16 protein-coding genes and 2 pseudogenes are annotated in these 18,234 nt (G+C 61.1%); 13 read left to right on the forward strand and 5 right to left on the reverse strand.

The annotated features are described in order from the left end of the window. The first annotated feature begins 627 nt into the window (after positions 1-627). The 5 genes and pseudogenes from R4P64_RS30430 to R4P64_RS30450 all read left to right on the forward strand — a co-directional run bounded on the left by R4P64_RS30430 (position 628) and on the right by R4P64_RS30450 (position 6,347). Entirely contained in the window at positions 628-1,227 is a 600-nt protein-coding gene (locus R4P64_RS30430) for a hypothetical protein (protein WP_317823923.1), read from the forward strand. Positions 1,228-1,514: 287 nt separating this feature from the next. Further along, positions 1,515-2,402, forward strand: coding sequence for a hypothetical protein (locus R4P64_RS30435; RefSeq protein ID WP_317823925.1), 888 nt, complete (start codon positions 1,515-1,517; stop codon positions 2,400-2,402). Positions 2,403-3,245: 843 nt separating this feature from the next. After that, positions 3,246-4,129 (forward strand): annotated as a pseudogene (locus R4P64_RS30440) (ATP-dependent DNA ligase). A 428-nt stretch (positions 4,130-4,557) separates the two neighbouring features. Next, on the forward strand, positions 4,558-5,589 hold the full coding sequence (locus tag R4P64_RS30445) for a dihydrodipicolinate reductase (RefSeq protein ID WP_317823927.1): 1,032 nt from the start codon (positions 4,558-4,560) through the stop codon (positions 5,587-5,589). A gap of 170 nt (positions 5,590-5,759) precedes the next feature. After that, positions 5,760-6,347, forward strand: coding sequence for an LLM class flavin-dependent oxidoreductase (locus R4P64_RS30450; RefSeq protein ID WP_317823928.1), 588 nt, complete (start codon positions 5,760-5,762; stop codon positions 6,345-6,347). Here R4P64_RS30450 and R4P64_RS30455 read toward each other — a convergent pair. Beyond that, positions 6,340-6,600: pseudogene (locus R4P64_RS30455) on the reverse strand (HIT domain-containing protein); the annotation flags it as partial. The gene R4P64_RS30450 and the pseudogene R4P64_RS30455 overlap by 8 nt on opposite strands. Positions 6,601-6,973: 373 nt before the next feature. Between R4P64_RS30455 and R4P64_RS30460 the strand changes: the two are divergent. From R4P64_RS30460 to R4P64_RS30475, 4 genes are all read left to right on the forward strand, one after another. Next, positions 6,974-7,342, forward strand: a complete 369-nt coding sequence (locus R4P64_RS30460; RefSeq protein ID WP_317823929.1) for a hypothetical protein — start codon at positions 6,974-6,976, stop codon at positions 7,340-7,342. Positions 7,343-7,383: 41 nt separating this feature from the next. After that, positions 7,384-7,821 carry a hypothetical protein gene (locus tag R4P64_RS30465; RefSeq protein WP_317823930.1) on the forward strand — a complete coding sequence of 146 codons (438 nt, stop codon included), beginning with the start codon at positions 7,384-7,386 and terminating at the stop codon, positions 7,819-7,821. Between the two features lie 142 nt (positions 7,822-7,963). Then, positions 7,964-8,239 (forward strand): ParB/Srx family N-terminal domain-containing protein, encoded by a 276-nt coding sequence (locus R4P64_RS30470; protein WP_317823932.1) that lies wholly within the window; start codon positions 7,964-7,966, stop codon positions 8,237-8,239. A gap of 221 nt (positions 8,240-8,460) precedes the next feature. Beyond that, positions 8,461-8,613 carry a hypothetical protein gene (locus tag R4P64_RS30475; RefSeq protein ID WP_317823933.1) on the forward strand — a complete coding sequence of 51 codons (153 nt, stop codon included), beginning with the start codon at positions 8,461-8,463 and terminating at the stop codon, positions 8,611-8,613. 231 nt (positions 8,614-8,844) lie between these two features. Here R4P64_RS30475 and R4P64_RS30480 read toward each other — a convergent pair whose 3' ends face one another. Further along, complete coding sequence (locus R4P64_RS30480; RefSeq protein ID WP_317823934.1) at positions 8,845-9,810, reverse strand: endonuclease/exonuclease/phosphatase family protein; 966 nt, start codon at positions 9,808-9,810, stop codon at positions 8,845-8,847. Positions 9,811-10,333: 523 nt separating this feature from the next. Between R4P64_RS30480 and R4P64_RS30485 the strand changes: the two genes are divergently transcribed. Beyond that, the gene (locus R4P64_RS30485) at positions 10,334-12,325 is read left to right on the forward strand and encodes a cutinase family protein (protein WP_317823935.1); all 1,992 of its coding nucleotides are present in this window, start codon (positions 10,334-10,336) and stop codon (positions 12,323-12,325) included. A gap of 237 nt (positions 12,326-12,562) precedes the next feature. On the opposite strand, the gene R4P64_RS30490 is transcribed toward R4P64_RS30485, so the two are convergent. Further along, a complete protein-coding gene (locus R4P64_RS30490; RefSeq protein WP_317823936.1) occupies positions 12,563-12,931 on the reverse strand; it encodes a hypothetical protein in 369 nt (122 codons plus the stop codon). Between the two features lie 270 nt (positions 12,932-13,201). On the opposite strand from R4P64_RS30490, the gene R4P64_RS30495 reads away from it, so the two are divergent. From R4P64_RS30495 to R4P64_RS30505, 3 genes are all read left to right on the forward strand, one after another. Then, complete coding sequence (locus R4P64_RS30495) at positions 13,202-13,381, forward strand: histone-like nucleoid-structuring protein Lsr2 (protein WP_317823944.1); 180 nt, start codon at positions 13,202-13,204, stop codon at positions 13,379-13,381. Positions 13,382-13,854: 473 nt separating this feature from the next. Beyond that, positions 13,855-14,295 carry an antitoxin Xre/MbcA/ParS toxin-binding domain-containing protein gene (locus R4P64_RS30500; RefSeq protein ID WP_317823937.1) on the forward strand — a complete coding sequence of 147 codons (441 nt, stop codon included), beginning with the start codon at positions 13,855-13,857 and terminating at the stop codon, positions 14,293-14,295. Then, on the forward strand, positions 14,282-14,854 hold the full coding sequence (locus tag R4P64_RS30505) for an RES domain-containing protein (protein ID WP_317823938.1): 573 nt from the start codon (positions 14,282-14,284) through the stop codon (positions 14,852-14,854). The genes R4P64_RS30500 and R4P64_RS30505 overlap by 14 nt, the downstream gene beginning before the upstream one ends. A 1,002-nt stretch (positions 14,855-15,856) precedes the next feature. Here R4P64_RS30505 and R4P64_RS30510 read toward each other — a convergent pair. Together R4P64_RS30510 and R4P64_RS30515 are read right to left on the reverse strand one after the other, a co-directional pair. Further along, positions 15,857-16,330: a winged helix-turn-helix domain-containing protein gene (locus R4P64_RS30510; protein ID WP_411742732.1), complete on the reverse strand. Its 474-nt coding sequence runs from the start codon at positions 16,328-16,330 to the stop codon at positions 15,857-15,859. Positions 16,331-17,007: 677 nt separating this feature from the next. Further along, positions 17,008-17,607, reverse strand: a complete 600-nt coding sequence (locus R4P64_RS30515; protein WP_317823940.1) for a hypothetical protein — start codon at positions 17,605-17,607, stop codon at positions 17,008-17,010. Between the last annotated feature and the right edge of the window lie 627 nt (positions 17,608-18,234).

Raw genomic sequence — 18,234 nt, forward strand, 5'->3', positions numbered from 1 at the left:
CGGGTGCGGTTCGGCCGCGCGATATTGATCTTCAGTGTCAGTACAGTGTCGCCCCTATACGGCACGAATTTGTCGACCCCTCCCTGCCAAATAACTCCGTGAAAAACCCGCCAAATAATTCCGAAAATCACATATGTACCCAAAAGTCGCGCTCACGGGATGACTGTCTCAGAATCCCCCGACATGCTCCAGCGGGCACCACAGAAGGTGAGACAGGTTTCTGGGACAGGTCACGATTTGATAACGAGATGTGGCGATTTTGCTCCGGCACCAACGTGACCGCTCTCCGAGCCGTTTCGGCCGTCTCGTGTCGGCAAGGCCGGCGCAGGTTCCGAGTGTCTCATCGTCGGGTGTGTCAGTAACGGTCGATTCCGAGACCGGCTGTACGGCGAGCACTCTCCACCGAATCGCCCGTAACAAGATGTATGTCCGGCACGTCCGAAGTGGTTGCTTCGTGCTCTGCACTTCGTTCTCCCCTGGCTGTAACTTCGCGGCGCTCTTGCCTCAGGTGTGAGTGAATCCCCCGAGGCTCGCGACGATCGATCCCGTTCCATGACCGGCCGCCACGCGCTGTTCGCGGACACGGCCCTGCCATCTACGGGTGTCGTATAGGCGCATACTCCAGCCATGGATGTTGATTTCGACTTTTCCTGGGCACAGTTCCTCTGGAGCGTATTCATCTTCGTGGGTGTACCCACCATGATCGGTGCCGGCATCATCTGGTCTGCCTTGCGGTCCGAGCAGGCCGGACTGCAACACAACCCGGGCCGTGAGAGTTCAGCCGAGACACATACCGGCAGTGGCAGGTTGGGGCTGTGGGCAACCGGTCTGATCGCGTTTCCCCTCGGATTCCTGTCCTGTATGGGTTGGCTGAGCTGGTCCGCCGACTACAACGGAGAGTTCCGCGGCCCCGGGCTACCGGCACCGAACCAGTTCCCCACCTGGCAAGTGATCGCCTGTGGAATAACGACGGTGCTGGTGTGTCTCGCCGCGGCTCACCTCTCTCGCTGGGCGATGGCCGGCGGGCTCGCAGCCGCAGCGGGCACGGCGGCAGGGTTCACAACCGCGTTCAGCGTGAACGCCAGCGCCGATGTCACCGGCCAGGCAGGGGTGGGCGTGGTGCTCTCGGAGATCGGGTGGGGTCTCGCGCTGGGAGTGCTGATGCTCGCTCGGGGTGCTTGGCTGACCAATCGACGCAGCAGGCTGGCTGCAAGTTCCCAGCAGTAGCGGCTATCCCAATGCCCGGACGGTGTTCGGGTCTGCGAACCAGACACAAGAAGCACCGCCGGTGCGCAGACCTCGGCTGACATGCCATTTTCAACCACCAAAACCGCGTCATTTACCGCTGAAAGTCACCTCCACCCCTATGGGGCAGAGGCAACTTTATTCGGGGACTGTCTCACCGATCAATGCCTCAGAACCGGTCGATTGACGGACACCAAGTTTCGATAGGCCGAATCGATAAATCGACACTTCCTTGGACGACTTGTCCATGATTCGTGCATGATCATTCGATGCGTTTCTCCCGGTTGTTGCCCGTTTTCGTCGCATCATCCATCGTTCTTGCAGGGTGTGCGGACGAACCGCCGCCAACTCCGGCGCCGGTGATCATATCTTTCGACGACGGGTGGGGTCAGGTCTTCGTGGCGAACGTCGACGGCAGCGGTTTGCGACAGGTCTCCCCAACGGTCGGTGACGACAGTACAGATAGCCGGTACGGCAATTACGCCGCGCTATCGCCCGACGGAACACAGCTGGCGTACACCCGAGGAGGGAGGTTCATAGAGCTCGTGGATCTCGATTCCGGTGAATCGCGCACTGTTCGCGAAGGTGGCCATCAGCCTGTCTTCTCCCCGGACGGGTCCCGCATCGCGTTCAGCACTGGCAGCGGTATCAGCATCATGAACGCCGACGGTTCCGACGTGCGCGTCGTCGCCGAGGAGGAGGGCGGCTCCGATGCGACGTTCTCGCCGGACGGTTCGCGGGTGGTCTTCAGAGTGGGCGGGTACATAGTCGAGACGCCGGTGGCAGGTGGAGAAACGAAGGTGGTTCTGCGGGACCAATTTTGGAACGCGGACCCCGCCTACTCGCCCGACGGTTCCACTCTGGTTTTCTCGAGCAATCGCGGTGGGAACAATGGCTCGGAGATCTACTCGATGCCTACCGGTGGTGGAGCGATCACGCCGCTGACCGACACGTACGCTGTGCATCCGAAGTTCATTCCGGACGGTTCACGCATTCTCTACAACAGAGCAACGACACTGTCGGGGGATTTGGTTGTCGATATTTCCACGGCTAATCGTACCGAGATTGCGTCCATGAACCCTGACGGCTCCGACCAGAAACGGTTGACACCTCGTTCGATCACAGCCCAGATACCGAGTGTTGGCGGCGGACGGTGAGATCTCTAGTCCATTAGTGGTCTCACTTTTCGGTGCCCCAGATCCAGCCGAATCTTGGACTGTCTCACCGATCAATGCCCCAGAATCGGTCGAATGAGAGACGACCCGAAGAAGCGCATAATTATGCAGATGAGTTGCGACTGGCGGCCGGGTTCAGGATTCTTCTCTGAATTTGGATTTTTCGAGTAGTGAGTCCATTGAGCCGGGGAGTCCATCGATCTCGACTGAATCCCGGAAGGTAACTCACCCGAGGGTTGGGGCACCGCTCGCGACACCCGCAGACCACAGTCAGCTCGGTTCCGATTTAAAAAGATCGCCGACGATCCCGGCTGTCTGCTTCGACAGCCTTCAGCGAGTTCCCCACTGTCCTGCACGTCAGTTGCCGGTACCCCTATCGGGAGTAGAGGTTTGCAGGACGTAGGTAGCACCGTTCTTGAGTTCGTCGGAAGTGAAGGACTGCTGAGAAAAGCCTTCGTAGAGGTAAAGGTCGTAGCTTCTCTGGTTCGCAGGGATAGCGTCGAAGTGCGCGGTGTACGTGCAGGTACCGGTGCCGTCTGGATTCTGGTCGATGGTCTCGGTTTCGAGTGTCGACTTGGTGAATCCGGCGCCACTGTCGCCGAAAATGCCTAGTTGGTCGTTGGGAGCGACACGAATCCCTGCGATGGTGCAATCTCGCTCATCTCACTATTGTCTCAACCGCCGAAAGCCTGGCGAAACCAGCTAGAACCTGCCCACACTCGATATATGAGCCTTGCGACGGGAAAGCCGGTGCCACCGATGCTCGCCACGCTCGGACATCCCCCCACAGGCGAGCGCTGGGCCTGGGAGAGCAAGTGGGATGGAATGCGCGCGATCGCCACTACCGGCGCGAAAGTGCCCGCCTTGTGGTCGCGTAACGGCAACCGGGTCAGCGAGTCGTTCCCGGAGATCGTCGACGCCCTCGCCTCTGTGCTTGGTTACCGCGAAACCGTTCTCGACGGCGAGATCGTCGCCCTCGACAGGGGCGTTCCGTCCTTCGCCAAACTGCAACGCAGAATGCACGTCCGCGCACCCACCACCCAACTACAAAACAGTGCACTGACCACCTACTACGTTTTCGACGTCCTCGACATCGACGGCATCTCGACGACCGAACTGCCGTATCTCGAGCGCCGTGAGGCACTCGCCAGTCTGAGCATCGAGAACCCGCGCATCAAAGTCCCTCCGTTTTGGCTCAATGTCGATGGCGCCGCCATGCTCGAGGTCGCGAAAAAGCATCACCTCGAAGGGATCATCGCGAAAAGTATCAACTCGACGTACCAGCCGGGGAAACGGTCGCCGAGCTGGATCAAAACCCCGCTCAGAGCCAACACGGAGGCCATAATCTGCGGGTTCGTCGAGGGCTCGGGTGGCGCGGCCGGCGGTATAGGGTCGCTGATCCTCGGTGCCCATGACGATTCAGGCTCACTCGTCTACATAGGAAATGTAGGCACCGGACTTTCTTCCAGGCAGCGCCGCGAACTGCGCGACAAACTCATCGAAATCGAGCGGCCCACCAGTCCATTCGCGATCGCGCCGCCCTAGCAATAGGGAGAGTGGCCCGCTGGTCAGCCGCGATCTATGTCTGTGACGTCGAGTACCGCGAATACGTCGGTGGCGGACTCAGGCACCCAAGCTACAAAGGGCTGCGCAACGACAAATCAGCCGATGAAGTCAAGGTGCCATTATTCGAAGCGGATACAACATAGCGCCAAAATTGTGGCTGCCATTTGCCCAGCAAACTCGCGCATTTGAGAACGACGTCGACCGCCCAGGAACGGCGGATTCAAGTGTCGCCGCAGTAGACGAATCAATGTTGCAGTGGATGCAACATCAACCCTGGAGCATTCTGTCGGCGACGTCCGTGACTGCATGATCGACCCGAATTCGCTATTAGGCAGCAGGTTCGGGTTACAGAACGACGGCCAAGCCCAATACCGGTGGGCTTGGCGTCCACCATGTTCTGAGACACCACGTGCTCCTGGATCCATGACTGAAACTTGCGGGGACCGGCGGTCGACGGGCGGGATCGCGCTGCCGCTTCAGGTCGCCTACGAAGACATTCAGTCCGCTATCTATGTTAAGATACTCATCATTTATATAGTGGTGTGGATCACACTGCTCGACGGATGGGCGGATGCAGATGACGATCAAGGTGGCCCAGTGGGGGACAGGACTGGTAGGTGCAGAAGCGGCTCGCAAGGTTATCGAGCATCCGGAATATGAGCTGGTTGCTTGCTTCGCGCACGCTGAGACCAAGGTTGGACAGGACGTCGGCGCCATCATCGGGGTCGAGCCCATCGGGGTGCTCGCCACGGATCGGATCGACGACGTTATCGCCGCGAAGCCGGACATCGTCCTGTATATGCCGATCATCTGGAGTGTGGATGACATGGTCCGCGTCCTCGAAGCCGGGATTAACCTGATCTCCACAGCCAACTTCATCACCGGGCGCTCCTACGGCAAGGACGAACAAGCGCGCTTGGATGCCGCGGCGCGGGCGGGCGGCGTGTCGCTCTACGGCACCGGGATCAATCCGGGACAGGCAGACATTCTGGGTCTGGTCGCCAGCGCGGCCTGCGGGCGCATACACCAGATTAATATCCGCGAATCGGTTGATTCGACCAGTTATGCATCAAAGGACACCTGGGTCTCTCTTGGCTTCGGGGGCCCCGCGGACGCGCCCGGCTTGGCTGAAATGGTCAACGAGCGCAGCCTGGTCTTCACCGACACGGTCGAGATGGTCGCCGCGGGTCTGCACGTCGAACTGGAGGACATCCGTTTCGAAGCGGAGTTCGCGACCGCTACGGAAGATTTGGATCTCGGCTGGATGGACATACCCCGGGGCGCGGTGTGTGGCGTGCAGATGACGTATTCGGGTGTCTACGAAGGCGAAAGCGTCATCAATCTGCAACTGATGTGGCGATTGGGATATGCGATGTCCCCTGACTGGCTGGTGGAAGGCTACTCCGTGGAGATCGACGGCGAGCCGAACGTCCGTCTGTCGTTTCACACCGAGGGAGATCCGAGCGGCGGCGGCCTTGCCACCGCGATGAATGCAGTTCATTCCATCCCGGCAGTCTGTGAGGCGCGACCGGGCACTGTCATCGCCTCAGACCTGCCGCTAGTTGCGGCCACGCATTCGGTAGTGCCGAGAGGCCGCGGCTGATTCAGCAACCCATTGACCCGACTCTAAGCCGGGGCCTTCTCCGCGCCGAAGCCTTGCATCGCTCTGATCGAGCACCTCGGCGACCGGCGAATTCGGGCCAACCTCGTGGGCGCTACCACAACGAGCATGGGACACCTGATCTAGATGCGTGCACGTATACAGGAGTCGTCATGGACGTTGGACTGTACTTCGATCTGCGTAATCCGCAGGGGAAATCAGGTGGCTGGGCACGCACATATGGCTTCGTGCTCGAAATGTGTCAGGAGGCCGAGCGGCTGGGCATTAGTTCGGTCTGGTTCACTGAGCATCACGGGTTCGATGACGGTTACCTTCCTCAGCCGCTCGTGTTTGCCGCAGCGGTCGCTGCCAGGACGTCCAAGCTCAGGCTTGGAACGGCGATACTGATTGCCCCATTCCGGGATCCCCTGCATATCGCCGAGGAAGCGGCCGTCGTCGACCTTGTCAGCGAAGGCCGACTTGAACTCGGTATCGGGGCGGGATATCGGCATGCCGAGTTCGAGATGTTTGGCGTAGATCGTTCGTCGCGGCTTGACTCGACAACTCGCGCGGCATCGGAGCTCCGGAGGATGTGGCGCGACTCGCAGGTCACCCCGGATCCACACCAGGATCCAGTCCCGCTGTGGCTCGGGTTCAGCGGCCCCCGAGGCGCAGCACGTGCCGGGCGACTGGGTGAAGGACTGCTCTCGGTCGACCCCTCCCTATTGGCGCCCTATCGCGAGGGTCTCATCAGCAGTTGAGCAGGTTCACCCCGTCCGCACCGAACTCGCTGACCGCTGCCTTGGCGATCCGCTGCGCTGCCAGAGTGACATCGGTCAGGTCATCGGCCGGGATCTCGAACAGATCTTTACTGTGCCGCTTGGGAATGACCAGTATGTGACCATCCGAGCCCGGATTGATATCCATGAAAGCAAAGGTCGTATCGTCCTCGGCCACTTTCACGCTTGGGACGGTGCCGGCCACGATGCCGCAGAACACACACTGATCGCTCATGGCCACGGATTTTAGCTCTAAGCTTCCCGGCTCAACCCTCGGACCTGCGTAGCCTTCGGCTCCGCCCCGACGGGAACGGCCTGCGGCCGTGCTTGACAAAACCTATTGAGATTCCTTTCTGTCCTTCCGATCCTGATCGACGGCGGTCCCGGTGCAACCCCTGGCGGCTTCGCCGGCCTACGGCTCCGAAAACTTTTTCAAAGACGCTTCGCTGAAAAATTTGCGGCCCAAGCATTGCGCCGAGCCCTTATGTCGCTGATCCGGAGCTCCATGTCAGAACGGAAAAAAATTGTCAGGGGCCACCGAGAGGTCCGGACATGAGCGAAAGGTCACGACCGTGAACAGCGTCGTACTAGCCGAGAAAGAGGAAAACATGCACAGCACAAACGATTTCATGGTCAACGGAGTCATCACCAGCAGTCCCGACACGGCACGAGCCGAGCTGGCAGCCGAAACCTCTACTGAACGAAAGGCTCTCAAAGTGCACGATCTTCAAACCGTCCTGTGCAAGGCGGACAAGTGGGCAGAATCGTTCGACTCCACACTTTCCCGCTACCACCTCGGTGGAGTGCTGAATTGCAACGAGATCGACGCCACCACCGAATTGGTTGAGGCGCTGGGTAAATCGGAAGAAGCCGAAGGACTGCGCGACCAACACAATGACTGGAGCGGGTGGCTCGGAGACGATCGGTCCGAGCTAGAGAAGGTTCGGCACGCTCTCCACGCTCCTCACAGCGACTAGATCCCCTAGATCCCCTAGATCACCCGACACCCCGGCATCGCATGGCACCGGGCAGCGACTATCTGCCCGGTGCTGTGAATCCGAACCTGACACAGAACAGGGCCCACATACACACCCCCGGAATCCGGCGCCCGGACCGCACCCTCGAAATCACCATGAACTCGCCCTTCTGGAACACCACCGAACAGGATCCGTTCACCGAACAGGACTTGACCCGCATCGCGCAGGAATACGCCGACGACGAGACGATCCTGTGCGGCATGGACCCCGACGAGGCCCGCAGCTTCTGGGAGCTTGAGGACGGATACCTGGTATACGCACCGGACCCGCACGTCGCGACCATCCGCATCGGACGAGGCCGCATCAACGGACAAACGTCCCGGTGGGTGGATCAGCACAGCTCACTAGGCCCCCGCGCACGGACAACCGAGCTACGGCTGGGAATACGAGGCGAACTTCCCCGGCACCTTCACCGCTGAGTGGGTGAACTGGCTCTACTCCCAGTGGCTCGGGTAACCCGCACGGCCGAGCCTGACCACCGAAACGCCCCGGAACAGCAAGACACCGGGCAGCGACTATCTGCCCGGTGTCTTGAAACCGAATCTTAGGAGAGAGACATTCATGACCGCAATTCTCAACGGCCTCCGAGCAATAGAGCTCGACGGCGAAATCTTCGTCCGACTCGATCCGGGTGACCTCGAAATCGGTGACAACGTCCGAGACCAGGTCGATCTGACTGCCACACCGGAATTCGTAGAGTCGATCCGTGAGCACGGAGTGCTCGAAGCGATCAGTGCAGTCCAGTACGCAGACGGTCGGATCGTCGTCCGTGACGGTCAGCGCACCACAAATAACGGCGGGGCATCCATGGGTTGTGTTGTGTCAGAAGCCGAATGATCCGGTGGGCAGGCATACCGACCCGGTGCAGGTCGGGGTTTCTGGTTCTTCCGGTTGTCTGGTTGTACTTTTCCAGGGCGGCGATCTGTTCGCGGAGCTTGACTTCGTTATCGGGGATGCGGTTGCGGTTCTCTCGCTGCGCGTAGAACAGGTCCTGGAGGTCGGTGTGTCTGTGCGTCAGCTTGTTTCGCTTGATCCCGGCTTCTTGCGCGAGGCTGACGATGTCGAGCTTGCTCGACGAACGCAGCGGTGTTCCCGCGAACAATCGTTGCATGGCAGCGGTGATGGCACGCCGGTCGTTCTCATCGGGCATCGTCGGACTCCTCGCGGTCGGTAGGGCGGGTCCGCTCATGCTGCTCGACGAGTTTGTTTAGGTGCGTTGCTCGTTGGCCGAGGCGCGCCGGAGACCACCGCCCAGTCAAACAGCAACCTGAACGCGGCAAGCTCCCGAGCCCACTTGGCTCCACCGACTGGTCGCGGGTTGCCCACCGACCGGCGTCGCCACGCCTCGTAGTCGTCGATGTCGTCGTAATCGGTTTGATCCCAGTACTTTCCGCGACGCCACAGGAAGGTGAAGACGCGTTCGCGCAGGTCGGGTGCTCCGACTACTCAGGGACCGTTACGTCGACGATCACACCGAAGTGATCGGAACCTTCGATCTCGACCCGCTCGAGCGACTTCGCCTGTGCGCCCCGCACAAGTACATGGTCGATGCCGACGATCGCGGGAAACTTCTTGTCCGCCGGATAAGTGCGAACGATGCCGACTCCCAGCTGATCTGCGGCATCGGAGTAGCCGACGTCGAGGAGGTCACGGAATTGCTGGTGCATGAAGGTTGTGTTGAAATCGCCACTGACGATGACTGTTTCCTGCGCGGCAGCGGCGTCGAGCGCATTTCGTAGTGTGTTCAGTTCGGTAGTCCATACGTCGGGCGGGGTCACGTACGCTGGTCCGGGGTGTACCGCCATAAGGGTGAACGGGGTCGAGAAGCCCACTTGGGCAACAAGATTGGTAGGTCCGAATCCGTTCAATTTCCGTGTATCCGTCAGCGGAAAACGGCTGTAAATACCCGCGCCACCCCCGCCGGCCTCGTCCGGTACCAAGTAGTGATGCGGCAGTAGTTGCTCGAGCCCTTGATCTCGGAGAGAGCCTTCGAGCGACGTGGTCAGTTCCTGAACCGTCAGGACATCGACTGCCTTCTCGCGCACCGTCGCAGTCAAACTTTCGGGATCTGCCTGCCCGAAGAGAAGGTTCGCCTGCATTACACGCAGCGTGGGCCCGTCGATTTGGGAACTGTTTGCCACATACAGGGGACTGATCACCGAAGCACCGATCGCTATGAGTGCCACCGAGACCGCCAGCAGAATCCAGCGCCGAAAGGCCAGGCATATCAACGACGCGGCGAAGGTGATTGTAAGCAGAATCGGGACGAAGGAGGCCACGGCGATCAACGGGTTGATCGGCTTGGTGGAGTACAACGCGGTCAGCGCAATGACACCGACGGCGATGCCTCCGACGCCGGCAAGCTGAGCCAAACGGCGTGCCGGAACATTGTCCGTCGTGAATCCCATACCAAACGGTACCTAATGCGGTCATCGCTCCCGACTGCCTGGCGTGATCATTCGCCGGGTCTGGTGCGGAATGCGTTTACGGCCGTCTCGGCTGCTTAGAGTTGTTGGTACAGATCAGTTGGGGCGCTCGGCTCAGTCATGTGTGGTGATCCGTTCGGTGGTGGATTCACTGCAGGTGGAGGTTGATGCCCTGCTGTAGGTAGTGCCTTCGACGCTCGTTTGACCTGCACGTCGAATGCGAAGCAGTAATCAGCCGGCGCGCACTCTATGCGTAAAGAGGGCTCCATGTATAGACCGGTCTAGTTGTCGAGCAAGTTCTGCCGGCTCTGTGTAAGTTGCCGACCGAGGATCGCAGCTAACGTCACGGCCCAATTCAATGGAGAGTTATCCACAGGCGGGTTGATGCGGCGTGCCCAGATACGTCACTGTGTGCGCTCACCTGAAAGGTGGGCGCGGCTGGCGGGACATTAGCGGTGCACACCGGAAGGTGCATTTGCATAGTCCCCTGGTAGATGAGGTGCACATGGCGCTCCCACGTCCGAAAGCTCGCCGCGCGGTCACCCTGTTGGTGACCGCCACCGTCGCCACAAGTTCGGTCGCACTCACCGCACCGGCTATCGCCTCCGCTCAATCCGGATGCGGGGCAACATTCAACCTGTTCATCCCCGGCACCTGGGAGACCAGCGAGAGCGCCGACCCAGACGAGCCGGTGGGCATGCTCAAGCCCGTTGCCGATGCTCTCAAGAGCGCGCATGGCAGCGAGGCCGAGATTTACACGCTGCCGTACATGGCGCGCGCATTCGACAACGGCCACACCTACGCAGACAGCAAAGCCGACGCCCTCGCCAAATCGAAGCAGATCTTGTCGAAGGTCGAGAATGCTTGCCCGAAAACGAAATTCACTATTATCGGTTACTCGCAGGGTGCGGACGCTGCCGGCGACCTCGCGTCCGAAATCGGGAACGGCAAGGGCCCCGTCGACGCTAGTCGAGTCCTCGCAGTCGGCCTGCTTGCCGACCCTGGCGCCGGCACTAAAGGTTCTGCGACGGTCGGCCCACGCACTTCGGGCCACGGCATCGCCGACCCGCGCCCACAGGGGATGGGTACGCTCTCTGGCCGCGTCGCCTCGATCTGCGATCCGGGAGACCTGTACTGCTCGATAGAGAAGGGCTCGAGCCCCTTACTCGGTTCGCTCGGCTCGATCCTGACCAAAAGCCCCAGCGGCGCCGCCACCGACACGTTGGCCGGCGGGAACAGTCAACTCGCTACCGCGTTGACGTCGGACTTCTCCGGCTCCGATCTGCCTGCGCTGGCGGCGAATGTGGCCGCCCTCGGCCAGCAGCTCTCGGAGCCGGTCGTCGACGTCAAACAGGTGGCGATAGCCGCAACATCTATCGCGAAGACTCTCGCCCCACTGGCGGACCTGCTCGACTCGGGAGCTGCGAACCCGCAAGCGAACGGTCAACTCGCGGCCGCGCCCGTTGGTACCGCCGAGTACAAGGCGTCCGAAGTCCTCACCAACGCGGGGCAATCCGATCTCACCGCAGCCCTCGACACGGCCACGAAACTCGTCGACACCGCGACCACGCTCACGCTCACCGGCGGTGACTCGCTGAACCTTCCGTCGACCTCGCCGGAGGTGCAGACCCTGACGAAAGCCGCAGATTCCCTCGGCGTGCAGGTCGCTCCACTCGCGTCGACCCCCACCGATGCACTCACCTCGGCCACAAGCGTGCTGTCGGTACTCAAACCGACGGTGGTGGTCAATCAGGTTCTCAATGTCGCCACCGGTATCATCTCGCTCGACGTACCCGGCATCCTCGAGAATCTAACTGTGCTGCCGCAGAAGGTCGCCGCGCTCGATGCTCGAGGTGCCCATGACATCGCGGGCCAGCTGAACAATCAGTTCTCGCCGTTGGTCACGATGGCTGCAGCTGTTGATCTGACATGGGTTTCACAGGTGCTCTCGATCATCCCGGACCCGTCCGGTGCTACCCAGATCGCGGCGCTCGTCGGTTCGATCCTGGCAAATGTCGACGTGATCAAGTTGGCGAACATCGTCGGGCAGATCCAGGAGATCGCCTGGGCTGCTGTCGAAAAGCTTCTACCTCCGCCCGGGCAGCTGCCCGACCCGCTCGGCGCAGCCGCAGCCATGACGGGCCTCGTTCCGGTCGGCCTGGATCTGGCGTCGGTGGCGATGAACATGCTCTCCGGTAAGGCCACCAAAACCCCGCCCGCACTACTGGGTAAACCGACGAACACGATCTCCACGAGCATCACCACGGCGGCGGAGAACCTGGATTTGCCGCAGCTGTCGGACTCGTTGGTCAAGCTGTCGCAGTCTCAAGGGGCCGAGGACCTCGCCTCTCTGGTTGGCGAAGGTTTGCGCGCTGCAGATTTTTTCGCCTCCGGTGCCCACACGAACTACAACGCTCTCGCCGTCGACAATGCCGGACGTAGTGCCATCGTGTGGCTGGCGGATTGGCTCAATCTTCAGATCGGACGTGCCGTATGAGGCCCCGGGCCCATAACCCTGCCGCCCGCTGGACCTCATGCGGGAAGTGCGGTCACCGCGGTTATCACTCACGTGGTGATGCGAAGGTGGTTCGCAAACGACACCACGGTGCTAAAGGGATGGCCGTGTTCGCCTGCCCGCACACCGAGGGTTTGTTTCATGTCGGGCACCGGCCGAATGCGTTGAGCAGCGGGGAGATCGATCGCAACCTGTTACGAGTACAGGCCCTGAAATCCGTCACTTCAACACAGGATTTCTGCGTCGGGCCGGCGGCGACATGTCCTTCGGTGTCGTCATCCTCTGAGTCCATTCCCGCCAGTCGTTCGTGGTGCGTACCTCTCGCCGCGGAGAGAAGTACGCGGCGTTGCGTGTGAGGAGTGAATCGGAGCCGGAGCCGGCGCAGGTCGCAGAGGAGTCGGGTTCAATGACTCCGCCCTCGGCACCGTTTCGCCGGCACTCGCTGAGCCCATCACTGCGGCCACTGATGCGCCAGCCGACGAGAGCGGTCCCGAACGGATGCGCATCGCACCCGTTATGTCCCTGCGCGTCGACGGCAACCTGACCCGAATAGGAAACATGAGTGACGCAAGCAATATGTATCGACATGATCGAGGACCGTAAGGGCGCCATGACTGTCTGATACTGCAGATAGCATGAACGCGATACTCATTCAGCAATACAACGAAGAGGATTCACTGTGGCCGAGATATTTATTCGCCAACTTATCGATGATCTCGACGGAAAACCCATCGACGCGGGATTGGGGCACGAAGTCCTCTTCTCCTACCAGAAGGTCGATTATCGGATTGATCTCGACCTACTAATGCCGACAAGATCGAGGCGGCCTTCGCCCCGTATATAGCGGCGGCAGAGAGGATCTCCTCTGCAGGCAAGGTCCGCACGAAAACGTCGACTGCAGCCAAAGCGTCGGCGTCTGGTCGATCCGCTGAGCAACTGAAAGCAATTCGGGAGTGGGCCGGTAAGAACGGATTCGACGTCTCCCCGCGTGGACGGATCAAAGCCGACGTCATCGATGCTTTCGACGCCGCACATTGACACAGCTGTACAGAATTGTTTTTCCCTGACGCCCAGCGCGTACCGCACTACCATTCCGTGATTCTCTTCGGTGAGACGAAAAGGTTCAGGCGAGCTCGAGATCACCCTCGGTGGCGAAAACGAAACAGCCGTCGTCGAGGGCGATCGCCTATCGCAGCACCGGCGCCCTATCCCGCCCCAGATCAGAGTTGTCGATGACGGTGTCGGCGTAGTCCTCACCCACGACACCGCCCCGCGCGGTATCACCGGACCGTGATCCGGCGGTCGGACGGTGACCCGCGAACCGACCGCATCGTGCTGTCGAAACCAAACAGCGATCTGGTGCGAGGTCGCCGCACATTCAGTTTTAAATCCTGGGGTCTGCAGTCCGCCGTCTAGCTGAGCGCAGGCATTACTGGTGATTTCCGGTCTTATACGCCGACGGGTAGCCCGCACTACTTCTACCCAACACAAATGTTGGGTAGAGTGGGGACATGGCCAGTACGAAGAAGAAGCCCCCCGCGAAGCGGGTTCACACGTCGGTGCCGTCCGGGCTTGTTCGATCCACAGCTCGACGGTCGGGGTCTGCGCGTGTGGCCGCGGATGATCCGTTGTCGGCGCAGCGGGTGCGATATTTGACGGACGAGTTCGGCGGCGCGCAGTTGGCGTCGATCGTGGGTGTGAACCGTTCACAACCGTCGCGTTGGGCGGCGGGGGAGGAGCGGCCCGGGCCGGGCGCGGCGCCGCTGCTGATCGACCTCGAACATGTACTGGCCCGCGCACGTCTGGTTTGGGGTGAGACCGCAGCCCGGACATGGTTGGAGAGCCCGAACGTGTACCTCGACGGGGCCCGCCCGATTGACGTGCTGCAAATCTCCGGGCCGGCACCGATTCTTGAAGCCTTGGACGCCGAGACATGGGGTGGGGCAGCCTGAGTTGCTGGTCTACCGCGTTTTTCCGTACCTACCTGCCGCTACCCCCGGCCAACCCGGACACCCCCTATACGAGCACCGTCCGCAGCGCGGCGGCCGCATCGACCACCCGGACTACCATGTCTGGTACGTCTCCCGGCTGGCCGAGGCGGCATGTGGAGAGACATTCGGCAACCTCGTCCGCTGGGAAACCTCGATGCTCGAATTCCCGCAACTCCCCGGTGCACGCCGTGCACTCGGGGTGTTCGAGCTGCCCGATGACCTGCGTGTCCTCGACCTCGACGACCCAGCCCAGTTGGTGCGGCTGGGGCTGCGACCGACGCAAGTCGTGACCCGGAACCTGTCGGTCACGCAGGGATGGGGGCACAGGATCTGGTCCGAAACCGACCCGCACACCCCTGATCGTGCCTGGCAGGCGGTGTCGTGGTGGTCATATCACCGCCCGATCTGGACGGTGCTCGCGTCGTGGCTACGACCAGAACTCGTACGAGTGGAGGAATTGGACATCGATCACCCGGGGATTGTCGATGCGGCGAAAGCGTTGCATCGCATCATTGCTTGACTTCTTCGCTCTACGATCGGGGATACGAGCCGATGGTGACGAAATAGCCGTCGACCATAGATTCTGTGCAATCCCTTTGTGGCCCTGGCCGTTCGCGTCCTCGGCTGGCGATCGATTCGTCCTGACAGCGCGGCACGGGACGTGCTCTCAACTCCGACATACACGCCGTGATCCGTGAAACCATTGGTGCAGCGCTGACAAGCAGTGGTAATCCGCGACGCCTTCGCCGCAACCCGAGGCGTCTGCGTGTTGCCCTCGCGCTCTCGCTGACGCCTGCGCCGATACAGTATCGAATTTCGTTGTCACCCCGAAACTTTCGACGATGGCTCGATGCTCGGTGCCGCAGGATTGGCCCGCTGATCCCAGTCCGGAGCCACCCTCTGTGGTTACGCGGCGCTGCGACTGCACTGTCTCCGACGCTCCTCGATCCGTGCGGATCGTCGTGCCGCCGACCTGAACTTGGAGTTCAGGTCGGCGCGTACGCTCCGCGGACGAGTCTCACCGTTGCGGCATGACGAGATTCATTCATCGTGCCTCGATCCTGCTTCTTCTTGCACGCGTCGTCGTCGCGTTCTTGTTCCCAGTCACGGCATACCTCCGCACTTGCAGCGCTCGCAACGTCAGCATTGCTCAGCGCTCGGGCGGGAGTTCTCAAGCAATCTGATCTGCGGATACATCGTTCATCGGGAGGCGATGCTCGGGAACGATCCACTCCAGTTTTTCCTTTCCGCGAGTGGCGACGAACTGCGCAAACAGGTACCGCAGAAAGCCAATAATCCACCTCAACATCTTGGTCGGAATGTTTACCGCGGTAAACCAGCCGTCTGAAGTCGAGGTACCGATCGATCACCGCCCGGCGGAAGGTGAGCCGCTGCATGGAAGCCGCGTAGCGGATCGTGGTGTTCCGCGGTGAGGAGGTGACCAATGGTCCACCGGATGCCGACATGTTGGCGAGTTGCTTGGCGACGGTGTCACGGGAAGAAACATCAAGGGAAGCGCTGTTCACGCGCCGCGTGCTGCCCGCTCAAGCGCATCCTTGTTCCGCTCCATCAGCTGGGACACCTCGTCCTCGGTCAGCAGACGGCGGTAGTAGGCGCGCTCGATGTCGTCCCAACTGCCCCGCTCGTAGGCGTCCGTCGCGATGCCGTCGATTGTCGGGATGTGCCCGAACGTGTAATTCCAGTTCAACAGTCGGTTCATCATCTCTTCGGTGCGGATCTGCCCGGCAGCTCGCTGGTCGATAATGTCCGCTGGCCTCGCATCGAGAGCCTTCGGGTCCGCTGCGGCCTTCTGGAGTAGGCGGTGCACCGTGCTCTGGGAGACGTCGAGGTGCTTTTCGATCTCTCTATGGACCATGCCGACACGCTGGGCTTGCGCCACTGCCTTCAGTAGTGCGCGGTTGTCCAGACGTAGCCGCGCGGCCACCCCATCGAGTTCTGCCGCCACCTGTTCTCGACTGAGATCCATGGTGCTCACACGTCCACCCCTCTTGATTCAAAATGAACCAACAAGGTCAGGGTATCCGCCCGCAGCCACAGCGGAGTCATGCCTCGTACTATCAGCGGACCCTCACCGTGATCCGGAACCTGTCGCCAAGGAGATCAAGACATAGAATCTGGTCCGAGACCGACCCACCACCTATGGACCCCGCGTGGCGAGATGTGTCATGGCGGTCGCAACACTGGCGGATCTGAATCGTGCTGGCTTTGTGGATGCGTCTCGACATGTGCGAGGGTGCTGTGTTGAACCTGGACCACCGTCGGATCGGGCTTGGCTGAACGTGCCCGGCAGATCCAAGCGGAACGGGCTGAGATGGTCGAAGCCCGTTGCCGTCGCATCTGCCCTTGTACAGTCGGTGGTGCGGCCAGGTCTTGCCGCGGACCTTGATGCTCTCATCGGTCCTCGCCGAACGTGAAAGATTGCGCGCGTTGATGTCTGGAGCACCCACCGGTGATGTTTCGGCTAGTGCATCAACAGATCCAGACGCGCCCCTGGACGAGAAATGGCGCGAGATAGTTTTTGATCCACTACCCGCACCGCCGCGTACAGCGTAGCACCGGTGTCACTGAAGGAAGTCGGCAGAGATCGGGTGTGTGACAGCGAAACCGGTGAATGCCGCCGGGTGCAGCAGGACGAGTCGGGCCGGCTAGTTTCTAGCGGTTGAGGTGGTCAGAGAGTCGATTGATGGGGCGGGCGTCGATAGTCAGATGCGTCGACTGGTGATCTCCGGCGATGTGCACGCCGGCGCTGGCGCGGACATGGGCGTCGCCGTCGATGGCGACAGTGGTGGTGTCGGTAGCCGCGATGCGGGTATGTCCGGCGGCGTGGACGTGGCAGTGGCAGTGCGCGAAGACGACAGCGTGCTCATCTGCCCGGATATCAGCGTAATCGGTTCCGACGATGCGGCTTTCCCCGTGTGCGTCGATGGTGGCGGTGTCGAATGCTTCGACGTGCGCGAAGTCGTAGGCGCTCACGCGGGCGTGGTGGGTGGCTTGGAGGAAGCATCGGCCGGCGGCGGTGATGGATCCACCGGTGACGGCGGCGCAGGTTTGTCCGGTGATGGTGACGTCGACGTTGTCGGGAATGTGTCCGAGTTCGAGCCATTGGTCGGGGCCGGAGTCGATGACCAGTGTGCTGGCGCCGGCATCGAGGTAGCGGGTGTATTCGCTGTAGCAGCGGACGATTGTGGGTCGGGGGCGTTCGGAATGGTGGCGGGTGCGGCGACGTGCGAGATGGTCGATGGGTGCGTTCATGAATCGATAGTGCCTGTGTCAGTCGAAGTTCGGGTGATTCTTGGCGGGGTGTCCGGTCACGATGTGACTACAGCATCGCGGCCGACGAGATCCCGAGGTGCACACGTTCGCGAATTGGTGCGCGTGCACGTCATGTCCGCGATGGTCGGAACTTCCACAACTCGAGTACGGAGGTCCGGAGGATGGGGGAGCAGACGTGGTGGGCGGTCCGCAATCTTGAATGTGGTCTGCGACTTACGGCGGTCACAGACGGGGCGGCCGTAGACCCCTGCCGCGGTTGTAAGGGGTCTGACGGCAGTGCGGTATTCGCGCTGCTCGCTGCGCAGGGGTGAGCGTGCTGGGTCCCGGGAAAATTCAACGTGTGCAGGGGGCGGGCCCTTCGGGGTTTTCGATCGGTGGCCGTCGACCTCCCCGCGCGCTATCATTGATTTACGTGCGATAATCAACGAAAGGTGTGGAGATGTCGGACGCAGCGACCAGCAGCACCAAAGACCGCTTCCTGCACGGTGACCTCCCCTTCGAAGACGCACTGAAAGAGGTCACCGGTACCGACCTCGACCGAAGTCATCTCTGGCAGATCCTCGAAGGCCTCGCCTCGGAACGCAGCGCTACCACGCCAGTCCTCTC

It is taken from the genome of Rhodococcus sp. IEGM 1366, assembly GCF_033142425.1.
In the GTDB taxonomy this organism is placed as follows: Bacteria; Actinomycetota; Actinomycetes; order Mycobacteriales; family Mycobacteriaceae; genus Rhodococcus_F; species Rhodococcus_F globerula.

What these genes read in the sequence shown, in the direction of transcription:
- R4P64_RS30430 (WP_317823923.1), top strand. Translation starts at nt 628, where the DNA reads ATGGATGTTGATTTCGACTTTTCCTGGGCACAGTTCCTCTGGAGCGTA.
- R4P64_RS30435 (WP_317823925.1), top strand. Translation starts at nt 1,515, where the DNA reads ATGCGTTTCTCCCGGTTGTTGCCCGTTTTCGTCGCATCATCCATCGTT.
- R4P64_RS30445 (WP_317823927.1), top strand. Translation starts at nt 4,558, where the DNA reads ATGCAGATGACGATCAAGGTGGCCCAGTGGGGGACAGGACTGGTAGGT.
- R4P64_RS30450 (WP_317823928.1), top strand. Translation starts at nt 5,760, where the DNA reads ATGGACGTTGGACTGTACTTCGATCTGCGTAATCCGCAGGGGAAATCA.
- R4P64_RS30460 (WP_317823929.1), top strand. Translation starts at nt 6,974, where the DNA reads ATGCACAGCACAAACGATTTCATGGTCAACGGAGTCATCACCAGCAGT.
- R4P64_RS30465 (WP_317823930.1), top strand. Translation starts at nt 7,384, where the DNA reads ATGGCACCGGGCAGCGACTATCTGCCCGGTGCTGTGAATCCGAACCTG.
- R4P64_RS30470 (WP_317823932.1), top strand. Translation starts at nt 7,964, where the DNA reads ATGACCGCAATTCTCAACGGCCTCCGAGCAATAGAGCTCGACGGCGAA.
- R4P64_RS30475 (WP_317823933.1), top strand. Translation starts at nt 8,461, where the DNA reads ATGTCGAGCTTGCTCGACGAACGCAGCGGTGTTCCCGCGAACAATCGT.
- R4P64_RS30480 (WP_317823934.1), bottom strand. Translation starts at nt 9,810, where the DNA reads ATGGGATTCACGACGGACAATGTTCCGGCACGCCGTTTGGCTCAGCTT.
- R4P64_RS30485 (WP_317823935.1), top strand. Translation starts at nt 10,334, where the DNA reads ATGGCGCTCCCACGTCCGAAAGCTCGCCGCGCGGTCACCCTGTTGGTG.
- R4P64_RS30490 (WP_317823936.1), bottom strand. Translation starts at nt 12,931, where the DNA reads ATGTCGATACATATTGCTTGCGTCACTCATGTTTCCTATTCGGGTCAG.
- R4P64_RS30500 (WP_317823937.1), top strand. Translation starts at nt 13,855, where the DNA reads ATGGCCAGTACGAAGAAGAAGCCCCCCGCGAAGCGGGTTCACACGTCG.
- R4P64_RS30515 (WP_317823940.1), bottom strand. Translation starts at nt 17,607, where the DNA reads ATGAACGCACCCATCGACCATCTCGCACGTCGCCGCACCCGCCACCAT.